Origin of the sequence: Sphingomonas pituitosa NBRC 102491 (genome assembly GCF_001598435.1) — a bacterium.
Classification (GTDB): domain Bacteria; phylum Pseudomonadota; class Alphaproteobacteria; order Sphingomonadales; family Sphingomonadaceae; genus Sphingomonas; species Sphingomonas pituitosa.
In genome coordinates this window covers 45,624-62,403 of sequence record NZ_BCYY01000019.1, presented here as the reverse complement: position 1 = coordinate 62,403, position 16,780 = coordinate 45,624, and the positions used below count along the sequence as shown (strand labels likewise).

At 67.8% G+C, this 16,780-nt stretch carries 18 protein-coding genes and 1 tRNA gene; 11 read left to right on the top strand and 8 right to left on the bottom strand.

Features of this window, described 5'->3' with window-relative positions; all coding sequences use genetic code 11:
* Positions 1 to 30 precede the first annotated feature (30 nt).
* The 3 genes from ypfJ to SPI01S_RS15475 are packed head-to-tail and all read left to right on the top strand — an operon-like array spanning position 31 to position 3,120.
* Positions 31 to 924 (top strand): KPN_02809 family neutral zinc metallopeptidase, encoded by an 894-nt coding sequence (ypfJ, locus tag SPI01S_RS15485; RefSeq protein ID WP_066724430.1) that lies wholly within the window; start codon positions 31 to 33, stop codon positions 922 to 924.
* A 53-nt stretch (positions 925 to 977) separates the two neighbouring features.
* Complete coding sequence (locus SPI01S_RS15480) at positions 978 to 2,057, top strand: YjgN family protein (RefSeq protein WP_066724427.1); 1,080 nt, start codon at positions 978 to 980, stop codon at positions 2,055 to 2,057.
* Positions 2,058 to 2,070: 13 nt separating this feature from the next.
* Positions 2,071 to 3,120, top strand: a complete 1,050-nt coding sequence (locus SPI01S_RS15475) for a M48 family metallopeptidase (RefSeq protein ID WP_066724424.1) — start codon at positions 2,071 to 2,073, stop codon at positions 3,118 to 3,120.
* Here the strand turns inward: SPI01S_RS15475 and SPI01S_RS23265 are convergent.
* Positions 3,117 to 3,251 (bottom strand): hypothetical protein, encoded by a 135-nt coding sequence (locus SPI01S_RS23265; RefSeq protein ID WP_281179445.1) that lies wholly within the window; start codon positions 3,249 to 3,251, stop codon positions 3,117 to 3,119. The two genes, SPI01S_RS15475 and SPI01S_RS23265, sit on opposite strands and share 4 nt — an antisense overlap.
* Before the next feature lie 107 nt (positions 3,252 to 3,358).
* Between SPI01S_RS23265 and SPI01S_RS15470 the strand changes: the two genes are divergently transcribed.
* From SPI01S_RS15470 to SPI01S_RS15450, 5 genes are all read left to right on the top strand, one after another.
* On the top strand, positions 3,359 to 4,090 hold the full coding sequence (locus SPI01S_RS15470) for an alpha/beta hydrolase (protein ID WP_066724421.1): 732 nt from the start codon (positions 3,359 to 3,361) through the stop codon (positions 4,088 to 4,090).
* Complete coding sequence (locus tag SPI01S_RS15465; protein WP_084253507.1) at positions 4,066 to 4,896, top strand: tetratricopeptide repeat protein; 831 nt, start codon at positions 4,066 to 4,068, stop codon at positions 4,894 to 4,896. Before SPI01S_RS15470 ends, SPI01S_RS15465 begins: the two co-directional genes overlap by 25 nt.
* Positions 4,897 to 4,958: 62 nt before the next feature.
* On the top strand, positions 4,959 to 5,393 hold the full coding sequence (locus SPI01S_RS15460; protein WP_066724418.1) for a VOC family protein: 435 nt from the start codon (positions 4,959 to 4,961) through the stop codon (positions 5,391 to 5,393).
* Positions 5,394 to 5,397: 4 nt separating this feature from the next.
* Positions 5,398 to 6,132: a hydroxyacylglutathione hydrolase gene (gene gloB, locus SPI01S_RS15455; protein WP_066724415.1), complete on the top strand. Its 735-nt coding sequence runs from the start codon at positions 5,398 to 5,400 to the stop codon at positions 6,130 to 6,132.
* 27 nt (positions 6,133 to 6,159) lie between these two features.
* Positions 6,160 to 6,567: a hypothetical protein gene (locus SPI01S_RS15450; RefSeq protein WP_084253506.1), complete on the top strand. Its 408-nt coding sequence runs from the start codon at positions 6,160 to 6,162 to the stop codon at positions 6,565 to 6,567.
* 22 nt (positions 6,568 to 6,589) lie between these two features.
* Here SPI01S_RS15450 and SPI01S_RS15445 read toward each other — a convergent pair whose 3' ends face one another.
* From SPI01S_RS15445 to SPI01S_RS15425, 5 genes are all read right to left on the bottom strand, one after another.
* Entirely contained in the window at positions 6,590 to 8,707 is a 2,118-nt protein-coding gene (locus SPI01S_RS15445) for a S9 family peptidase (RefSeq protein ID WP_066724411.1), read from the bottom strand.
* Positions 8,708 to 8,892: 185 nt separating this feature from the next.
* Positions 8,893 to 10,185, bottom strand: a complete 1,293-nt coding sequence (hslU, locus tag SPI01S_RS15440; RefSeq protein ID WP_066724409.1) for an ATP-dependent protease ATPase subunit HslU — start codon at positions 10,183 to 10,185, stop codon at positions 8,893 to 8,895.
* 135 nt (positions 10,186 to 10,320) lie between these two features.
* Positions 10,321 to 10,887 carry an ATP-dependent protease subunit HslV gene (gene hslV / locus SPI01S_RS15435; protein ID WP_066724406.1) on the bottom strand — a complete coding sequence of 189 codons (567 nt, stop codon included), beginning with the start codon at positions 10,885 to 10,887 and terminating at the stop codon, positions 10,321 to 10,323.
* 104 nt (positions 10,888 to 10,991) lie between these two features.
* Positions 10,992 to 11,068, bottom strand: a tRNA-Pro gene (locus SPI01S_RS15430).
* A 59-nt stretch (positions 11,069 to 11,127) separates the two neighbouring features.
* On the bottom strand, positions 11,128 to 12,018 hold the full coding sequence (locus SPI01S_RS15425) for an ROK family protein (RefSeq protein WP_066724404.1): 891 nt from the start codon (positions 12,016 to 12,018) through the stop codon (positions 11,128 to 11,130).
* Positions 12,019 to 12,313: 295 nt separating this feature from the next.
* Here SPI01S_RS15425 and SPI01S_RS15420 point away from each other — a divergent pair, with 295 nt between their 5' ends.
* The 3 genes from SPI01S_RS15420 (at position 12,314) to SPI01S_RS15410 (ending at position 15,807) form a co-directional block, all read left to right on the top strand.
* Positions 12,314 to 13,828 (top strand): PAS domain-containing sensor histidine kinase, encoded by a 1,515-nt coding sequence (locus tag SPI01S_RS15420; RefSeq protein WP_066724402.1) that lies wholly within the window; start codon positions 12,314 to 12,316, stop codon positions 13,826 to 13,828.
* Entirely contained in the window at positions 13,825 to 14,439 is a 615-nt protein-coding gene (fixJ, locus tag SPI01S_RS15415) for a response regulator FixJ (protein ID WP_066724400.1), read from the top strand. The genes SPI01S_RS15420 and fixJ overlap by 4 nt, the downstream gene beginning before the upstream one ends.
* Positions 14,440 to 14,553: 114 nt before the next feature.
* Positions 14,554 to 15,807: a NupC/NupG family nucleoside CNT transporter gene (locus tag SPI01S_RS15410; protein ID WP_066724398.1), complete on the top strand. Its 1,254-nt coding sequence runs from the start codon at positions 14,554 to 14,556 to the stop codon at positions 15,805 to 15,807.
* A 142-nt stretch (positions 15,808 to 15,949) separates the two neighbouring features.
* Here SPI01S_RS15410 and SPI01S_RS22715 read toward each other — a convergent pair whose 3' ends face one another.
* Both SPI01S_RS22715 and SPI01S_RS23095 read right to left on the bottom strand, forming a co-directional pair.
* Positions 15,950 to 16,111: a hypothetical protein gene (locus SPI01S_RS22715; RefSeq protein ID WP_169804528.1), complete on the bottom strand. Its 162-nt coding sequence runs from the start codon at positions 16,109 to 16,111 to the stop codon at positions 15,950 to 15,952.
* A 10-nt stretch (positions 16,112 to 16,121) separates the two neighbouring features.
* A complete protein-coding gene (locus tag SPI01S_RS23095) occupies positions 16,122 to 16,757 on the bottom strand; it encodes a cupin domain-containing protein (RefSeq protein WP_245653621.1) in 636 nt (211 codons plus the stop codon).
* Between the last annotated feature and the right edge of the window lie 23 nt (positions 16,758 to 16,780).

Here is a 16,780-nt window from a genome sequence, read left to right as displayed (position 1 = left end):
GTGACGCCAAGCAAACAATGGGGAGGCCCGATGCGGCTCGACGATCTGGATCCTACCGACAATGCCCGCGACCTGGGCTCGGGCGGCGGTGGCGGCGGCTTTCCGCTGCTGGGCCTGCTGCCGATGTTCCTCGGCCGGGGCATGGGCTGCGGCGGCATCGTGCTGATCGGCATCATCGCGCTGGTGATGTTCGGCCTGGGTGGCGGCGGCGGCATGCTGGGATCGAGCGGCGGCGGCAGCGCCGGGCGCTCGCCGACGGCGGGCCAGTCCGGCCAGCAGGTATGCCGCGTCAACGAACGGCGGCTCGAAGCGTGCCGGGTGATGCGCAGCACCGACCTCACCTGGGCGAAGATCTTCCAGGAAATGGGGCGGAACGACTATCAGCCCGCGACGATCAACTTCTTCAAGGGCGGCGCGAACACCGGCTGCGGCGCCGCTACCTCGGCGGTAGGCCCGTTCTACTGCCCTAGCGACGACGGCGTGTATATCGACACGACCTTCTTCGACGAGTTGCAGAACCGCTTCGGCGCCAAGGGCGATTTCGCCCGCGACTATGTGATCGCGCACGAGATGGGCCACCATATCCAGGACCTGCTCGGCACCTCCACCGAAGTCTCGCAGGCGCAGGCCCGCGGCTCGAAGACCGAGGGCAACCGCCTGTCGGTGAAGCTGGAACTGCAGGCCGACTGCTATGCCGGCGTCTGGGCGGCGCGAAACCGCGACCGGCTGGAACCCGGCGACATCGAGGAAGGCATGACCGCCGCGAACGCGATCGGCGACGATACCCTCCAGCGCGAGGCGCAGGGCAGCGTGGTGCCGGACAGCTTCACCCATGGCACCTCGGCGCAGCGCATGGCGTGGCTGAAGCGCGGCCTGGAAAGCGGCGACCCGCGCCAGTGCGACACCTTCACCGCTGCGCAATGATCATATAACGTCAACCTTTGGCCGCTAGCGCTGGCGGCCAAAGGGGGACTTCCATGGAACATGAGAGCGAACGCGGCGCGTTCGAATTCACCGGATCTTGGCGCGAATACGCGCCGATCGCCTTCACCAACCTGCTGCTCACCATGGTGACGCTGGGGCTGTACAGCTTCTGGGCGCGGACCCGCACCCGGCGCTACCTGTGGAGCCAGACACGCTTCATCGACGATCGGCTGGAATGGACCGGCACCGGCCGCGAGCTGTTCCTCGGCTCGTTGCTGGTGATGCTGCTCGTGCTCGTGCCGATCGCCGCGCTCAACCTGCTGGCCGGGGGGCTGGTACTGCAGGGTTCGACGATCGGCCGCATCGTCGGGGTGCTGCTGTTCCCGCTGAGCTACGGCTTCCTGTTCGCACTGGGCGGTCTCGCGATCTTCCGCGCGCTTCGCTATCGCCTCAGCCGCACCTATTGGCACGGCATTCGCGGCGGCAGCGACGCACAGGGGTTCCGCTACGCGCTCTCCTATGTGGGGCATTCGCTGGTCGGCAGCTTCGTGTTCGGCCTGCTGGTGCCTTGGGCGATGATCAGCATGTGGAACGAGCGCTGGAACGCGATGAGCTTCGGCCCCTATCCCTTCCGCAGCGGCGCGCTCACCAACGGCCTGATGCGGCGCTATCTGCCATTCTATCTCGTCCCGCTGATGACGGTGATCCTCGCCGTGCTGCTGGCCTACGCCGTTGGCCTGAAGGCAGCGGACGGCCAGCCCAACCCGCTCTTCGTGATCGGCGGCGGCATCGTCCTGTACCTGTTGTTCGCCGGCCTGCTCGGTCTTGTCGGGCTGAGCTACTACGCCGCCTATTTCCGCCAGGGGATCAACAATCTCACGCTCGGCCATCTCGAGTTCGAGTTCACCGCCCGCACGATGGACTGGCTGAAGTTGACGCTGGGCAATGCCGCGCTGGTGGTCTGCACGCTGGGCGTCGGCGCGGCGTTCGTCAGCTATCGCAACTGGGCCTTCTTCGTTCGGCATCTTCGCGCTTATGGTATGCTGGACGCGGAGCAGTTCACCCAATCGACCACCCCCGCCCCCCGCCAGGGCGAAGGACTGTTCGATAGCTTGGACATGGGCGCATTCTGAGGGAGGGGAACAGGTGGAAACCCGGGTCTGGCATTATGACGGCCGCAGCGGCCAACGGCGCATGCCGGCCATCGTGCCGGGTGCCGACGAACGCTATTTCACGCTGCATGGCGACGATGCCGATCCCGGCCCCTATGCCTTTGCCGATCTGGAGCCACACGGCACTTCCCACCACGAACGCGCCTTCGGCCTGAAGGGACGGCCGGGCTGGCGGATCACCTTCATGGAATTCCCGCCGTCCGAAATCGCCGTCCAGCTGCCAAAGCCGGCGCGCTACGGGAAGTGGATCGATCGGTTCGGCCTGTGGCGCTCGATCGGCGTGCTCGCGGTGCTGGCGATCCTCACCGTGGGCTTCACGCTCAAGCTGCCGCCGCTGATCGCACGGTTGATCCCGAAATCGGTCGAGCAGCGCATGGGGCGGCTGATGGTCGGCAATCTCGGTACCTACGCCTGTTCGACGCGGGAGGGGAATGCGGCGCTGAAGGCGCTGGGTGCCCGGCTGCGACAGGACGGAGACGTGACCATCCGGGTCGTCCACGCGCCCATGGTCAACGCCGTCGCCTTTCCCGGCGGCCAGGTCGTGCTGTTCGACGGGCTGATCCAGAATGCAGCCTCGCCCGACGAGGTCGCCGGCGTGCTGGGCCATGAGCTCGGCCATGTCGCGCATCACGACGGGATGGAATCGCTGGTCCGCCAATATGGCCTCAAGCTGCTGCTCGGCGGCTTCGGCAGCAACATCAGCGGCTATGGCAACGCACTGCTCAACGCCCGCTATTCGCGCAAGGCCGAAGCCGGGGCGGACGGCTATGCCATCGGCAGGCTCCAGGCCGCCGACATTTCTCCCCTGCCCACCGCGGCGCTGTTCGCCCGCCTGGCGCAGCAGGACAAGGAGCCCGGCAATGCCGGCCTGCTGCTGAACTATCTCTCCTCGCACCCGCTTTCGTCGTCGCGCGAACGCACCTTCAAGGAAAGTGCACGCGCGGGGGCCACCTACCGGCCGGCGCTCGACGCGGCGCAGTGGCAGGCGCTTCGCACGATGTGCGGCGATTCGCCTTCGCGTTAGGGCAGCAGGCCGATCAGCTTGCCGGCCAGCACCGACAGGCCCGACACTGCGATCGCGGCGCCGAAGATCAGCTGCGTGCCCGGGACGAACCGGCGGACTGGCAGGGCGATGGCTTTTTCTACAGTGCTCATGCCTCGTATGTACTCCTTCGGGCCGGCGATGTCCTACGATCAATCCCGATGTCGGTGATCGGTTCCGTCGCTGGCGGCGAGCGGCACGAAAGGCTACACCGCCGCGCATGACCCGCCCGTCCCTCGCCCACCACCACACGCCCGGCGCCTCGCCCACCATCGTCTTCCTGCCCGGCTACCGATCGGACATGCAGGGGTCGAAAGTGCTCGCGGTGGAGGCCTGGGCGCAGGCACGCGGCCAGGCGTTCCTCCGCTTCGATTATGCGGGCTGCGGCGAAAGCCCCGGCGCATTCGAGGACCAGACGCTGGCCAGCTGGCGCGACGATGCGCTGCACATGATCGACAGCCTGGCGGAAGGGCCCGTGGTGCTGGTCGGCTCGTCGATGGGCGGCTGGCTGATGCTGCTGGTGGCGCAGGCGCGGCCGGAGCGGGTGATCGGCATGGTCGGCATCGCCGCCGCCCCCGATTTCACCCGCTGGGGCTTCACCGACGCGGAGAAGGCCGTGCTCGCCGAGCAGGGCCGCCTCGAGCAGCCCAGCGATTACGGCCCCGAACCGATGGTCACCACCCTGCCCTTCTGGACCTCGGGCGAGGCCAATCTGGTGCTGGAAGCGCCGATCGGCTTTGCCGGCCCCGTGCGCCTGCTCCAGGGCCAGTGCGATGCGGAAGTGCCGTGGGAACTGGCGCTGCGCCTTGCCGACACGCTCCGTTCAGACGATGTGCAGGTAACGCTGGTCAAGGGCGGAGACCACCGCCTGTCGCGCGACGCCGACATCCGCCTGCTGCTCCGCGCCACCGAGGACGTACTGACCGCATGCTCTTCCCCCTCCTCCTGCTGATCGCCCAGCAGCAGACCACGGCGCTTCCGCCCAAGTCCGGCCCGGTGCTGCGCGATGCCGAGCGCGCGCGCGCCGCGGCGGCCAAGGCCGCTGCACCGGCGCCCGCGGGCGAGCCGCCGCGCTTCACCAAGTGCATGGACCTCGCCACCGGCGACCCGGGTGCGGCGATCGACGAGGCGGTGAAATGGGGCGCCGACAAGGGCGGCATGTTCGCCCGCCAGTGCCTCGCCGTTGCCTATACCAACCAGGGACGCTGGGATTCCGCCGCCGCCGCTTTCGAGGAAGCCGCAGGCGAAGCCGAGACGGCGAAGGATGGTACCCGCGCCGCAATTTACTGGACCCAGGCAGGCAATGCCTGGCTCGCCGCCAAGAAGCCGCCCAAGGCCCGCGCCGCGATCAACGCCGCGCTGGCCAGCGGCATGCTCAAGGGGCTGGCGCTGGGCGAGGCCTATCTCGATCGTGCCCGCGCTGCGGTCGCCGCGGGCGAGAATGCCGGGGCGCGGGCCGATATCGATGTGGCGATCGCCAAGGCGGGCGACGATCCGCTCGCCTGGCTGCTGTCCGCGACGCTCGCCCGGCGGATGAACGACCTGCCGCGTGCGCAGAAGGACATCGCCGAGGCGGTGAAGCGCGCCGGCGACGACGCCGCGGTGCAGCTCGAGGCCGGCAACATCGCTGCCGCGAGCGGCGACGAAGCCGCCGCCAAGACGGCCTGGAACAAGGTGCTCGTCGCCGCGCCGACCAGTCCGCAGGCGACCGCCGCGCGCGCCGCGCTCGCCCAGTTCGACGCCGCCCCGGCCAAATAGCCGGGTGGAACCTGGCGCCGGGCACCCCTATCTGGCAGACAAAGCCAATCAGGGAGTGCCCCGTGAAGTTCCTCCACACCATGATCCGCGTCACCGATCCCGATGCGACGATCGCCTTTTTCGCGCTACTCGGCCTGAAGGAGACGCACCGCATCACCAGCGAGAAGGGCCGCTTCACGCTGATCTATCTCGCCAGCGATGCGGACATCGATCCCGAAACCGGCCGCGGTACCGCCGAGGTGGAGCTGACCCACAACTGGGATCCGGAAACCTACACCGGCGGCCGCAACTTCGGCCACCTCGCCTTCCAGGTCGACGACATCTACGAAACCTGCCAGCGGCTGCAGGATGCCGGGGTGACGATCAACCGGCCGCCGCGCGACGGCCACATGGCGTTCGTCCGCACGCCCGACAACATTTCGATCGAGCTGCTCCAGGACGGCCATCTGCCGCCGCAGGAGCCCTGGGCATCGATGCCGAATACCGGCGAATGGTGAGGCGATGACCGCGCTCCAGATCGTCCGCATTCCTGCGCTCAGCGACAATTACGTCTGGCTGGTCCACGATCCCGTCTCGGCCGAGACGATCGTGGTCGATCCCGCCCAGGCCGAGCCCGTGCTGGCCGCGCTGGCCGAGCGAGGCTGGACGCTGACGGCGATCTGGAACACCCACTGGCACCCCGATCATACCGGCGGCAACGCCGCGCTGAAGGCCGCGACCGGCTGCACCGTGATCGCGCCTGCCGCCGAAGCAGCGAAGATCCCCACCGCCGATCGGCTGGTCGGCGAAGGCGACGCGGTGGCGATCGGCAGCCACGGCGCGACCGTGCTCGAAGTGCCGGCGCATACGGCGGGCCACATCGCCTACCACTTCGCCGGGGACGCGCTGGTGTTCGTGGGCGACACGCTGTTCGCGATGGGCTGCGGGCGGCTGTTCGAGGGCACGCCCGAGCAGATGTTCGCCAATATGCAGCGCCTCGCCGCGCTGCCGGGCGAGACGCAGGTCTATTGCGCGCACGAATATACCCTCTCCAACGGTCGCTATGCGCGGGTCGCCGAGCCGGACAATGCCGCGATCGCCGCCCGCCTGGCGGAAGTGGAAGGGCTGCGGGCGGCGGGCGAGGCGACCGTGCCCACCACGATCGCGGCGGAGCGGGCGACGAACCCCTTTCTCCGCGCCACCGATGCGCGCATGCTCGCCGAACGTCGCGCGGCCAAGGATAGTTTTGCCGGCTGAGTCGCAGGAGCCGGAAGGAGAAAGAGGATGCGTTTCGTCATCATCACCGCCGGCGCGCTGGCGCTCGCCGGCTGCGTCCAGAATGCCGAATATCAGGCGCAGCGCGATGCCCAGGCACGACGCGAGCTCGCCGATGCACTGGGCGACCGGGTACCGGGCAAGCCGCAGGACTGCATCAATCCCGGCATGATCGACGGGCCCCAGATCATCGACACGCGGACGCTGATCTACCGCCAGGGCGCGCGACTGTATCGCAACGATCTGGTCGCCGAATGCCCCTCGCTCGCGCCGCTGACCACGGTGATCGTAGAGATGCGCGGCGGGCAGCTCTGCCGCAACGACCAGTTCCGCGTGCTGACCCCGGGGACGAGCATTCCCAGCGGTTATTGCCGGATGGGCAAGTTCACGCCCTATACCCGGCCGAAGGGCGGCTGACCGGCAGCCGCCCCCGGACCCGTCACTGCACCTTCAGCTGGTCGAGTGCGAAGGCGAGATATTCCGCATTCTGGTGGTACCGCTCGAACCGGCCGGACTTGCCGCCATGGCCCGCTTCCATGTTGACGCGGAACACCAGCGGGTTCGCGTCGGTCTTGGTCGCGCGCAGCTTCGCCACCCATTTGGTCGGCTCGTAATATTGCACCTGGCTGTCCCATAACCCGGTGCCGACATAGAGCGCCGGATAGGCCTGCGCCGTCACATTGTCGTACGGCGAATAGCTCAGCATATAGTCGTAATAGCGCTTCTCGGCCGGGTTGCCCCATTCGTCGAACTCGCCGGTGGTCAGCGGGATCGAGGTGTCGAGCATCGTCGTCACCACGTCGACGAAGGGCACCTGCGCGATGATCACGCGATAGTCCTGCGGCGCCAGGTTCGCCACCGCGCCCATCAGCAACCCGCCCGCGCTGCCGCCCATCGCCGCGACGCGCCCCTTGGCGGCATAGCCCTGGTCCACCAGGAAGCGCGTCACGTCGACGAAGTCGGTGAAGCTGTTCTTCTTGTGGAAGATCTTGCCGTCGTCATACCAGTGGCGACCCATTTCCTGCCCGCCGCGGATATGCGCGATGGCATAGACCATGCCGCGATCGAGCATGCTCGGCAGCATGGGGTTGAAGCTGGGATCGGTCGAATTGCCGTAGCTGCCATAGGCGTACTGGAACAGTGCGGCGGTGCCGTTCTTCTGGAAGGTCCTGGCGTAGACCAGGCTCACCGGCACCCTGGTGCCGTCGCGCGCGGTCGCCCAGACGCGCTCGGTGACGTACTTGGAGGCGTCATAGCCCGGCACCGGCTGCACCTTCAGCACCGTGCGCTTGCCGGTTACGGCATCGACCTCATAGGTCGTGGTCGGGGTTACCAGCGAGCCATAGGTGTAGCGCAGCACCGGGCTGGCCGGATCCTCGTTGACGTCGAGGTTCATCACATAGGCAGGCTCGTCCGCGCCGACGAAGCTGCTTTTCCCGGCAGGGGTCAGCATCCGCAGCCGCTTGTTGCCGCCCGATCGCTCCTCGATCGCAAGGAAGCGGTTGAACGGCTGGAAGCCCTCGATGAAGACCTGGTCGCTGGTCGGCACCAGATCGGTCCAGGCCGCACGGCCCGCCGCCGCCTTGGCATCGGGCACCACCATGATCCGGTAATTGGGCGCCTGGAAGTTGGTGCGGACGATCCAGCGCCCGCCGAGATGATCGGCATTGTACAGGAAGTCGCGCTCCCGCGGGGCGACTGGCTTGAAGTCCACCGGGTTCGCGGCGGGGGCGCAGCGCTGCTCGTCGCTCACGGTCGAATGGAGGTTGATGCAGATATAGCGCTCGTCGGTGGTGGCGCCGATGCTCATGTAGAAGGTGTCGTCCTTCTCGGTATAGACCAGCCGGTCGGCCGAGGCGGGGGTGCCGAGCACATGCGCCTTCACCCGCGTGCCGAGCAGCGTCACCGGATCCTTCTCGACATAGAAGATCGTCTTGCCGTCCGCCGACCACACCAGCCCGGCCTCGATGTTCGACACCGTGTCGGCGAGCAGCGTGCCGGTGGCGATGTCCTTCACCTTCAGGACATATTGCCGCCGCCCGACCGTGTCCTCGGCCCAGGCGATGCGGGCATTGTCGGGGCTCACCCGCCAGGTACCGATCTGGAAGAAGCTCTTGCCCTTGGCCATCATGGGCTGATCGAACAGGATCTGTTCCGGCGCGGCCATGCTGCCCTTGCGGCGCGCGACCACGGCATAGTCGGCACCGGTATCGAAGCGGGTGTAATAGAAATAGCCGTGCCTGGCGTAGGGGACGCTCGCGTCGTCCTGTTTGATGTGGCCGACAATCTCGCGATACAGCGCGTCCGCCTTGGGCCTGGTCGGCGCCAGCACCGCATCGGCATAGGCATTCTCGGCGGCGAGATAGGCGAGCATCTCGGGGTTCTTCCGCGTATCGTCACGCAGCCAGTAATAGGGGTCCTCGCGCGTCGCGCCGAAGGGTGCCTTGACGGTGTAGGGCTTCTTCGCTGCGACCGGCGGCGTGGGCGTGCCGGTCTGGGCGAGCAGCGGTGCCGCGGCGGCACCGGCCAGCAGCGTGGCGATTACGAGTTTCTTCATGGAATCCCCCGGGATCGATTCGGTCGCGGGAACCTGACAGATCGTTGGGGTAGATGCTACTCAAGCCCCTCCCCTTTAGGGGAGGGGCTGGGGGTGGGGCCGTGTCTCACCGAGATCAACAGGCGTCCTGGAATCCCTCCACCCCCAACCCCTCCTCCAAGGAGGAGGGGCTCAAGGGAGCAGCGTTACAGCACGTAGCGGCTGAGATCCGTGTTCCGCGCCACGCTGGCGAGCTGCTGGTCGACATAGGCCGCATCGATCACCACGGCGCTGCCGCCACGGTCCTCGGCCTCGAAGCTGACTTCCTCGAGCAGCTTCTCCATCACCGTCTGCAGCCGGCGGGCACCGATATTCTCCACCTCGGCATTCACCTCGGCGGCGATCTTGGCGACCGCGCGAATGCCGTCCTCGGTGAAGTCGATCGAGACGCCTTCGGTGCCGAGCAGCGCGGCATATTGCCGCACCAGGCTCGCCTTGGTGTCGGAAAGGATCGCGACGAAATCCTCCTCGGTCAGCGCCTTCAGCTCCACCCGGATCGGCAGGCGGCCCTGCAGCTCGGGCAGCAGGTCGCTGGGCTTCGCCACATGGAACGCGCCGGACGCGATGAACAGGATATGGTCCGTCTTCATCGGGCCATACTTCGTGGCAACGGTAGTGCCCTCGATCAGCGGCAGCAGGTCGCGCTGCACGCCTTCGCGGCTCACCGAACCGCCGCGCACGTCGGACACGGCGATCTTGTCGATCTCATCGAGGAAGACAATCCCGTTCGCTTCCGCGTCCGCCAGCGCCACCCGGCTCACCTCGTCCTGGTCGAGGCGCTTGTCGGCCTCTTCCTCGACGAGCTTTTCCCAGGCCGAGCGGACGTTGAGCTTGCGGCGCTTGAGCGGCGTGCCGGTCAGGCCCTTCATCATCTCCGACAGGTTGATCATCTGCGGCGCGCCGCCGGGGATGTCGAACGGCATCTGCGGCGCCTGCTCCACCTCGATCTCGATCTCGGTATTGTCGAGCAGGCCCTCGTTGAAGCGCTGCTTGAACGCCTCGCGCGTCGCGGTGCTCGAATCCTTGCCGGTCAGCGCGTCGAGCAGCCGGCCCATCGCCGCTTCCTCGGCCTTGTCCTTCACCGCCGAGCGGCGGCGCTCCTTCTCGAGCCGGATCGCCTCTTCGACCAGGTCGCGGGCGATCTGCTCGACGTCGCGGCCGACATAGCCGACCTCGGTGAACTTGGTCGCTTCCACCTTCACGAAGGGCGCGTCGGCCAGCTTGGCGAGGCGGCGGCTGATCTCGGTCTTGCCGCAACCGGTGGGCCCGATCATCAGGATGTTCTTCGGCGTCACCTCGTCGCGCAGGTCGGCGGCGAGCTGCTGCCGGCGCCAGCGATTGCGCAGCGCGACCGCAACGGCCTTCTTGGCGTCGCGCTGGCCGATGATGTGCGCGTCGAGCGCGGCGACGATCGTCTTGGGGGTGAGATTCTGGTTCATTTGGTCTCTCGGATCTGAAGCCCCTCTCCTTCAGGGGAGGGGTTGGAGTGGGGCAGAGTCTCACCGAGACCAACATCTGGTCTGGGATCCCTCCACCCCCATCCCCTCCTCCCAGGAGGAAGGGCTGAAAAGGGGTCAGGCGACGCTGTCCAACGTCTCCAGGGTCAGCCGGTCGTTGGTGTAGACGCACAGCTCACCGGCGATCGCCATCGCCTTGCGCGCGACCACTTCGGCATCGGGTTCGTACTCGATCAGCGCCCGCGCCGCGGAGAGCGCGAAATTGCCGCCCGATCCGATCGACGCGACGATGCCATGCTCATGCGCCTCGGGTTCCAGCACGTCGCCATTGCCGGTGATGACCAGCGTCACCTCCTTGTCGGCGACGAGCAGCATCGCCTCCAGGTTGCGGAGATATTTGTCGGTGCGCCAGTCCTTGGCGAGCTCCACCGCCGCGCGCAGCAGCTGGCCGTGGTGGCGTTCCAGCTTGGCCTCCAGCCGCTCGAACAGGGTGAAGGCATCGGCAGTGGCGCCGGCAAAGCCCGCGATCACCTTGCCGTCGCCCAAGGGGCGCACCTTGCGCGCGTTGGGCTTCATCACGGTGTTGCCGGCCGAAACCTGGCCGTCGCCCGCGATCACCACTTTTCCGGATTTGCGCACGGAGAGGATCGTCGTGCCGTGCCACGCGGTGTTCTTGTCGTTCATGGACGCGCATATGGGTGGCATGCGCGGGCGTGCAAAGGGGGAGTTCCCCTAAGGCCGCGTCTCCGCAACGATCCGACGATTTTGAGGAAGTGTTGGGTGTGGCTTGGTCGGGGCGACAGGATTCGAACCTGCGACCCCCACACCCCCAGTGTGATGCGCTACCAGGCTGCGCTACGCCCCGACCGAGGGTGCGCCCTCTATGCCGCTTGTGGCCGGGATGCAACCCCCGGCCCGCGCTTTTCAGCGATCGAGCGCTTCCAGCCCCATCGCGATCGCGCCCAGCGGGCCCGCCATGTCGCCCAGCCCCGGCGGGCCGACGCGCGTGTCGAGCTCGGCGCAATAGCCGGCCAGCGCGCCATAGCCGTTGATCATCGCCGCCACCTTCTCGCGCACTGCGCCGAACAGCTGCGGTCGCTTGGTCATCACGCCGCCGCCGATCGCGATCCGCTCGGGCGCAAGGCTGACGATCAGGTTGTGGAGCAGCGCGGCGAGATCGTGCGCGAAATAGTCCCATTCGGGCGCATCGTCGCCGACCTCCTGCCCCGGGCGACCGAATCGCGCCGCCAGCGCAGGGCCGGAAAGCAGCCCCTCTGCGCAATCGCCATGGTACGGGCACCAGCCGGCAAAGCCGTCGCCCGGCGCGCGGGCCGAGCGCATGTGCCCGGCCTCGCCATGCGCATAGCCCATGATCGGGCGGCCATTGGCCACCAGCCCCACGCCCACGCCGGTGCCGATGGTGATATAGGCGTGGGTAGACAGCCCGGCCGCAGCGCCCCACCGCGCCTCCGCCACCGCTGCGCCGTTGACGTCGGTCTGGATCGCCAGCGGCTTGCCGTAGCGGGCTGCGAGGCGCCGCACGAGATCGGTATCGTTCCAGCCGGGCTTGGTCGTCGCGATGATCGAGCCGAAATTCGGCCGCGCCGGGTTGAGCTCGATCGGCCCGAAGCTGGCGATGCCGATCGCATCGAAGCGCCAGCCATCCAGCACCGCTTCGATCGCGGCGAGGGTGGTCGCAGGGTCCGTGGTCGGCACGACATGCTGTTCGCGCACGTCGCCGGGCCCGCTGCCCAAGGTTGCCACGCATTTGGTACCGCCCAGTTCCAGGCCGGCGATCGACAGGTTCGCAGTCATGCAAGCGCGCTAGCGCGGCGCGGGCCGCGGGGGAAGCCCGTGGCGATCACCGATCCCGCGGATGCATGTACTCGCTGAGGCTGACGAACGCGAGGGCGAGGGTGAAAATCCCCATCGCGACCAGGATCATATACAGGTAATTGCTGCCGATGACGTCGAGCATTTCCGCCTCCATCAGGAAGAGCGAAATCGTGCCGCGGTTGCCCGGCCTTTACTTTGACCGTGATCAAATCCTAGCGTGCCGGCGGGAGGATGCGTACGGAGTGAGAAACAGCGCGCACAAGTATCGGAGTTTATGACGGATCGGCCTGCACATGATCCCGCGGCGATGGCGTTGCTGTTCGAGGCGGCGAGCGACCGGGGGGTTTTCCTGCTCGACGCGGACGGGCGGATCGCGAGCTGGAGCCGCGGAGTCGAGCTGCTCGACGGCTGGACGCCCGCAGATCTCGCGAATGCCGGACTGGCGCTCCATTATCCCGCCGCCGAAGCCCGCGCCGACAAGCCGGCGCGCGACCTCGACCGTGCCCGCGACGCCGGCCGGCTGATCGAGGAAGGCTGGCGGATCCGCCGCGACGGCAGCGAATATCTGGCCGAAGTGCAGCTGACCGCGCTGATCGATGCCGATGGTTCGCTGCGCGGCTATGCCGAGGTGTTTCGCGACATCACCGATCACAAGGCTTCGCAGACGGCGCTTGCCGGCAGCGCGCTCCACTTGCGCTCGATTCTCGCCACCGTGCCCTCGGCGATGGTGGTGATCGACGACCAGGGCATCATCCTCTCGTTCAGCGCCGCCGCCGAGCGTCTTTTCGGCTGGAAGGAGGCCGACGTGATCGGCCGCAACGTCAGCATGCTGATGCCGGCGCCCGATGCGCAGCTGCACGACAGCTACCTCTCCCGCTACCTCACCACCGGCGAGCGGCGGGTGATCGGCATCGGCCGCATCGTCGTCGGCCAGCGCCGCGACGGCACCGATTTCCCGATGGAGCTGCAGGTCGGCGAGGCGAGCAGCGAGGGCCACCGCATCTTCACCGGCTTCATCCGCGACCTGACCGACGAGCAGCGCGCCGAACTCCAGCTGAAGGAACTCCAGTCGGAGCTGATCCACGTCTCGCGCCTGTCCGCCATGGGCACCATGGCCTCGACGCTGGCGCACGAGCTCAACCAGCCGCTCACCGCGATCGCCAACTATCTGGAGGCGGGTCGCAACCTGATGGCGCGGAACAGCGACGATCCCGAGGATCAGGCGATGATCCAGGAAGCGATGGAGGAGTCGGTCAAGGAGGCGCTCCGGGCCGGCAACATCGTGCGGCGCCTGCGTGCGTTCGTCGCGCGCGGCGAGGCGGACATGGGGCTGGTCGACCTGCCCCGGCTGATCGACGAAGCGAGCCGCCTGGCGCTTACCGGCGCGCGCGAACTGGGCGTCCGCGCCTTCTACGCGCTCGATCCGCACGCCACGGCGGTGCTGTGCGACCGGGTGCAGATCCAGCAGGTGCTGGTCAACCTGATCCGCAACGCGATCGAGGCGATGGCGGAAAGCCCGGTGCGCGAGATCACCATCGGATCGGAAGTGGCGCCGCGCAACCTGGTGCGGGTGTGGGTGGCGGACAGCGGCCCCGGCATCGCGCCCGAACAGGCCCCGCGGCTGTTCCAGGCCTTCGCCACCACGAAGGAACAGGGCATGGGCCTCGGCCTGTCGATCTGCCGCACCATCGTCGAGGCGCATGGCGGCCGGATCTGGGCCGAGCCGCGCGCCGAGGGCGGCACGATCTTCAACTTCACCCTGATGTCCGCACACGAGGAACCCGCATGAGCGAGCGCAAGCGCATCCACCTTGTCGATGACGAGGAATCGGTCCGTCGGTCGACCAGCTTCATGCTGCGCACCTCGGGCTATGACGTCGACACCTATCCCTCCGGCGTCGCGTTCCTGGACAAGATCGAGGAGGCGAAGCCCGGCTGCATCCTGCTCGACGTGCGCATGCCGGAGATGGACGGGATCGAAGTGCAGGCCGAGCTTGCCAGGCGCGGCGTCAAGCTGCCGGTGATCGTGCTGACCGGGCACGGCGATGTCGGCACCGCGGTCGCGGCGATGAAGGGCGGTGCACTGGATTTCCTGGAAAAGCCGTTCGAAAAGGATGCTCTGGTCGCTGCCCTCGAACGCGGCTTCGAGCGGCTGGAGGAAGGCGACGCGGCCGTTGCCAGCCAGGCAGAGGCGGAACGCCGCATCGCCATGCTATCGCCGCGCGAACAGGACGTGCTGCGCGGACTGGTACGCGGGCATCCGAACAAGACGATCGCCTATGATCTCGGCATCTCGCCACGCACGGTGGAGGTCCACCGGGCCAATGCGATGGCCAAGCTGGAGGCACGCAGCCTGTCCGAAGCCCTGCGGCTGGCCTTTGCCGCAGGGCTGGACGGCTGAGGCACCTGTCCCGGCCCGGCGAACGCAAGCGGCTGGCAAGACGCGCCATCCCGTGTATGGTCGTTCGGTTTGCTGGCACGAACTCCGCCGGCGGTGGGGACTAACGACTTCAGAATGACTCATTTCCCGATCGGCATTTTCGGGGTGCTGGCGATTTTGGCTATCGCCGTCCTGCTATCCAGCAATCGCCGGGCGATTCGGCTGCGCATCGTCGTCCCCGCCTTCCTGCTCCAGGCCGGCATGGCGATTATCGTGCTGCGCACCGCCTGGGGCCAGGTGGCGCTGCACAGCATGGCGAACGGCGTCTCGGCGCTGCTCGGCTATGCCAGCGCGGGCACCCAGCTGCTGTTCGGCAATCTCGCCAAGCCGGAACTGGGCGGGCAGAGCCTCGCCATCGCCGCGCTGCCGGTGATCATCTTCTTCGCCGCCCTCGTCTCGATCCTCTACCATGTCGGCATCATGCAGCTGGTGGTGCGCTGGATCGGCGGCGCGATCGAGAAGGTGACCGGGGTCAGCAAGGTCGAATCGCTGTGCGCGGCGGCGAACATCTTCGTCGGCCAGAGCGAGGCGCCGCTGGTGATCCGCCCCTATCTCGCCCGGCTCACCCCCTCGCAGGTGTTCGCGGTGATGAGCGTGGGCATGGCCGGCGTCGCGGGCACGATCCTCGCCGCCTATGCCAGCCTGCTCGGGCCGGCCTCGCTGCCCTACCTCCTCGCCGCGTCGTTCATGGCGGCGCCGGGCGGGCTGATGATGGCCAAGATCATCATGCCGGACGAGCCCGCCGCCATCGACGCACCAATGTCCGGTGAGGACGAGGTGATCCGCGTCGCCGAGGAGGATTTCCAGGAAGAACGCGCCGCCAACATCATCATGGCGGCGGCCAATGGCGCCTCGACCGGCGTGAAGATCGCAGTGGCGGTGGGTGCGATGGTGCTCGCCTTCGTGGCGCTCGTGGCGCTGGCCAACGGCCTGCTCGGCATCGTCGGCGGCTGGTTCGGCTATCCCGGCCTCAGCTTCCAGGCGATCATCGGCACGATCTTCGCGCCGGTGATGTACCTGCTCGGCATCTCGTGGCACGAATCGCTGACCGCTGGCGGCCTGTTTGGCACCAAGGTGGTGCTCAACGAATTCGTCGGCTTCATCGAGCTCGGCAAGGCGACCGACCTCGCGCCGCGCTCCAAGGCGATCATCACCTTCGCGTTGTGCGGCTTCGCCAATTTCAGCTCGATCGCGATCCAGATGGCGACCACCGGCAGCCTGGCGCCCAACCAGCGCCCGGTAATCGCGCGGCTGGGGATCAAGGCGCTGATCGCCGGCAGCCTGGCCAACCTGATGTCGGCGGCGCTGGCGGGCCTGCTGCTGCCGTAAGCGTCGCGTTAAAGCGCGCCTGCCCTGTCCGTGATCCTGCACCCTTGCGCTCCTGCGAAAGCAGGGGCCCAGGGCCACGGGCGATTCCCTCTCCTGCCCTGGGCCCCTGCTTTTGCAGGGGAACGGATAGGGGTTTCGACGGTTACCCCCCGCCGATCCCCTCCACCACCTTCCCCGTGCCGCCGCAGTTCGGGCATTCGGCGCCGTCGATCCGGCCGGAGCCGCCGCAGCGCCGGCAGACATCCTCGCCGGTGCCGGGGGTACCGGGCGCTGCGTCGTCGCCGGGGTTGAGGGGTTCGGCCATGGTCCTGCTCCTATCCGTCCAGATGCACGGCGAGCCAAACGCTCGGGCGGTCGCGCGCGGTCCATGTCACCCAATGTTTCTGCCCCGCCGCGATCCGCAGATGGTCGCCGGGCGCCAGCCGCACCTCGGCCGAATCCTCGATGCGGATGCCCGCCGCGCCTTCGAGCAGCACCACCCATTCGTCCCAGTCCTGCACCATCGGCGCGTCCTCGGGGGTGGATTGCCCGCGCGAGACGATGCGCTCGATCCGCACGCCGGGGCGCTGCAGTAGATCCTCGAACGCCTCGGCGTCCTTCGCTTCGGGCAGGTCGCGGAGCAGGTTCGCGACGTCGGGCTTGAAGCGCGGCTTGGGCGGCGGCGCGGGCTTCGGTTTGGGCGCGGGCTTCGGCTTCGCCGCCCGCTTCGGGCCCGGCGTGGTATCGACCGACGTGCTCCAGTCGCTTCGCATGCCGCCGCGCAGAAACTCCCGGATCGCGTCCGCATCGGCAGTGAGCCCGTCTGCGCCGAAGCCGAACACCTCCGCCCCACCCGCATCCTTCAGCCCATAGCGTCCGAAGTCGCCGCCCGCTTTGCGCCTCCGGGACTTCACCAGCTTCAGCCCGCGATGCGTCGCCATCGCCCGCAGTTCGTCGTCCTGTTCCGCCACACGCCCCTCCCTTGGATTCCGGC

Coding starts and splice junctions, on each gene's coding strand:
- ypfJ (WP_066724430.1), top strand. CDS start 31: ATGCGGCTCGACGATCTGGATCCTACCGACAATGCCCGCGACCTGGGC.
- SPI01S_RS15480 (WP_066724427.1), top strand. CDS start 978: ATGGAACATGAGAGCGAACGCGGCGCGTTCGAATTCACCGGATCTTGG.
- SPI01S_RS23265 (WP_281179445.1), bottom strand. CDS start 3,251: ATGAGCACTGTAGAAAAAGCCATCGCCCTGCCAGTCCGCCGGTTCGTC.
- SPI01S_RS15470 (WP_066724421.1), top strand. CDS start 3,359: ATGACCCGCCCGTCCCTCGCCCACCACCACACGCCCGGCGCCTCGCCC.
- SPI01S_RS15465 (WP_084253507.1), top strand. CDS start 4,066: ATGCTCTTCCCCCTCCTCCTGCTGATCGCCCAGCAGCAGACCACGGCG.
- gloB (WP_066724415.1), top strand. CDS start 5,398: ATGACCGCGCTCCAGATCGTCCGCATTCCTGCGCTCAGCGACAATTAC.
- SPI01S_RS15450 (WP_084253506.1), top strand. CDS start 6,160: ATGCGTTTCGTCATCATCACCGCCGGCGCGCTGGCGCTCGCCGGCTGC.
- SPI01S_RS15445 (WP_066724411.1), bottom strand. CDS start 8,707: ATGAAGAAACTCGTAATCGCCACGCTGCTGGCCGGTGCCGCCGCGGCA.
- hslU (WP_066724409.1), bottom strand. CDS start 10,185: ATGAACCAGAATCTCACCCCCAAGACGATCGTCGCCGCGCTCGACGCG.
- hslV (WP_066724406.1), bottom strand. CDS start 10,887: ATGAACGACAAGAACACCGCGTGGCACGGCACGACGATCCTCTCCGTG.
- SPI01S_RS15425 (WP_066724404.1), bottom strand. CDS start 12,018: ATGACTGCGAACCTGTCGATCGCCGGCCTGGAACTGGGCGGTACCAAA.
- SPI01S_RS15420 (WP_066724402.1), top strand. CDS start 12,314: ATGACGGATCGGCCTGCACATGATCCCGCGGCGATGGCGTTGCTGTTC.
- fixJ (WP_066724400.1), top strand. CDS start 13,825: ATGAGCGAGCGCAAGCGCATCCACCTTGTCGATGACGAGGAATCGGTC.
- SPI01S_RS15410 (WP_066724398.1), top strand. CDS start 14,554: ATGACTCATTTCCCGATCGGCATTTTCGGGGTGCTGGCGATTTTGGCT.
- SPI01S_RS22715 (WP_169804528.1), bottom strand. CDS start 16,111: ATGGCCGAACCCCTCAACCCCGGCGACGACGCAGCGCCCGGTACCCCC.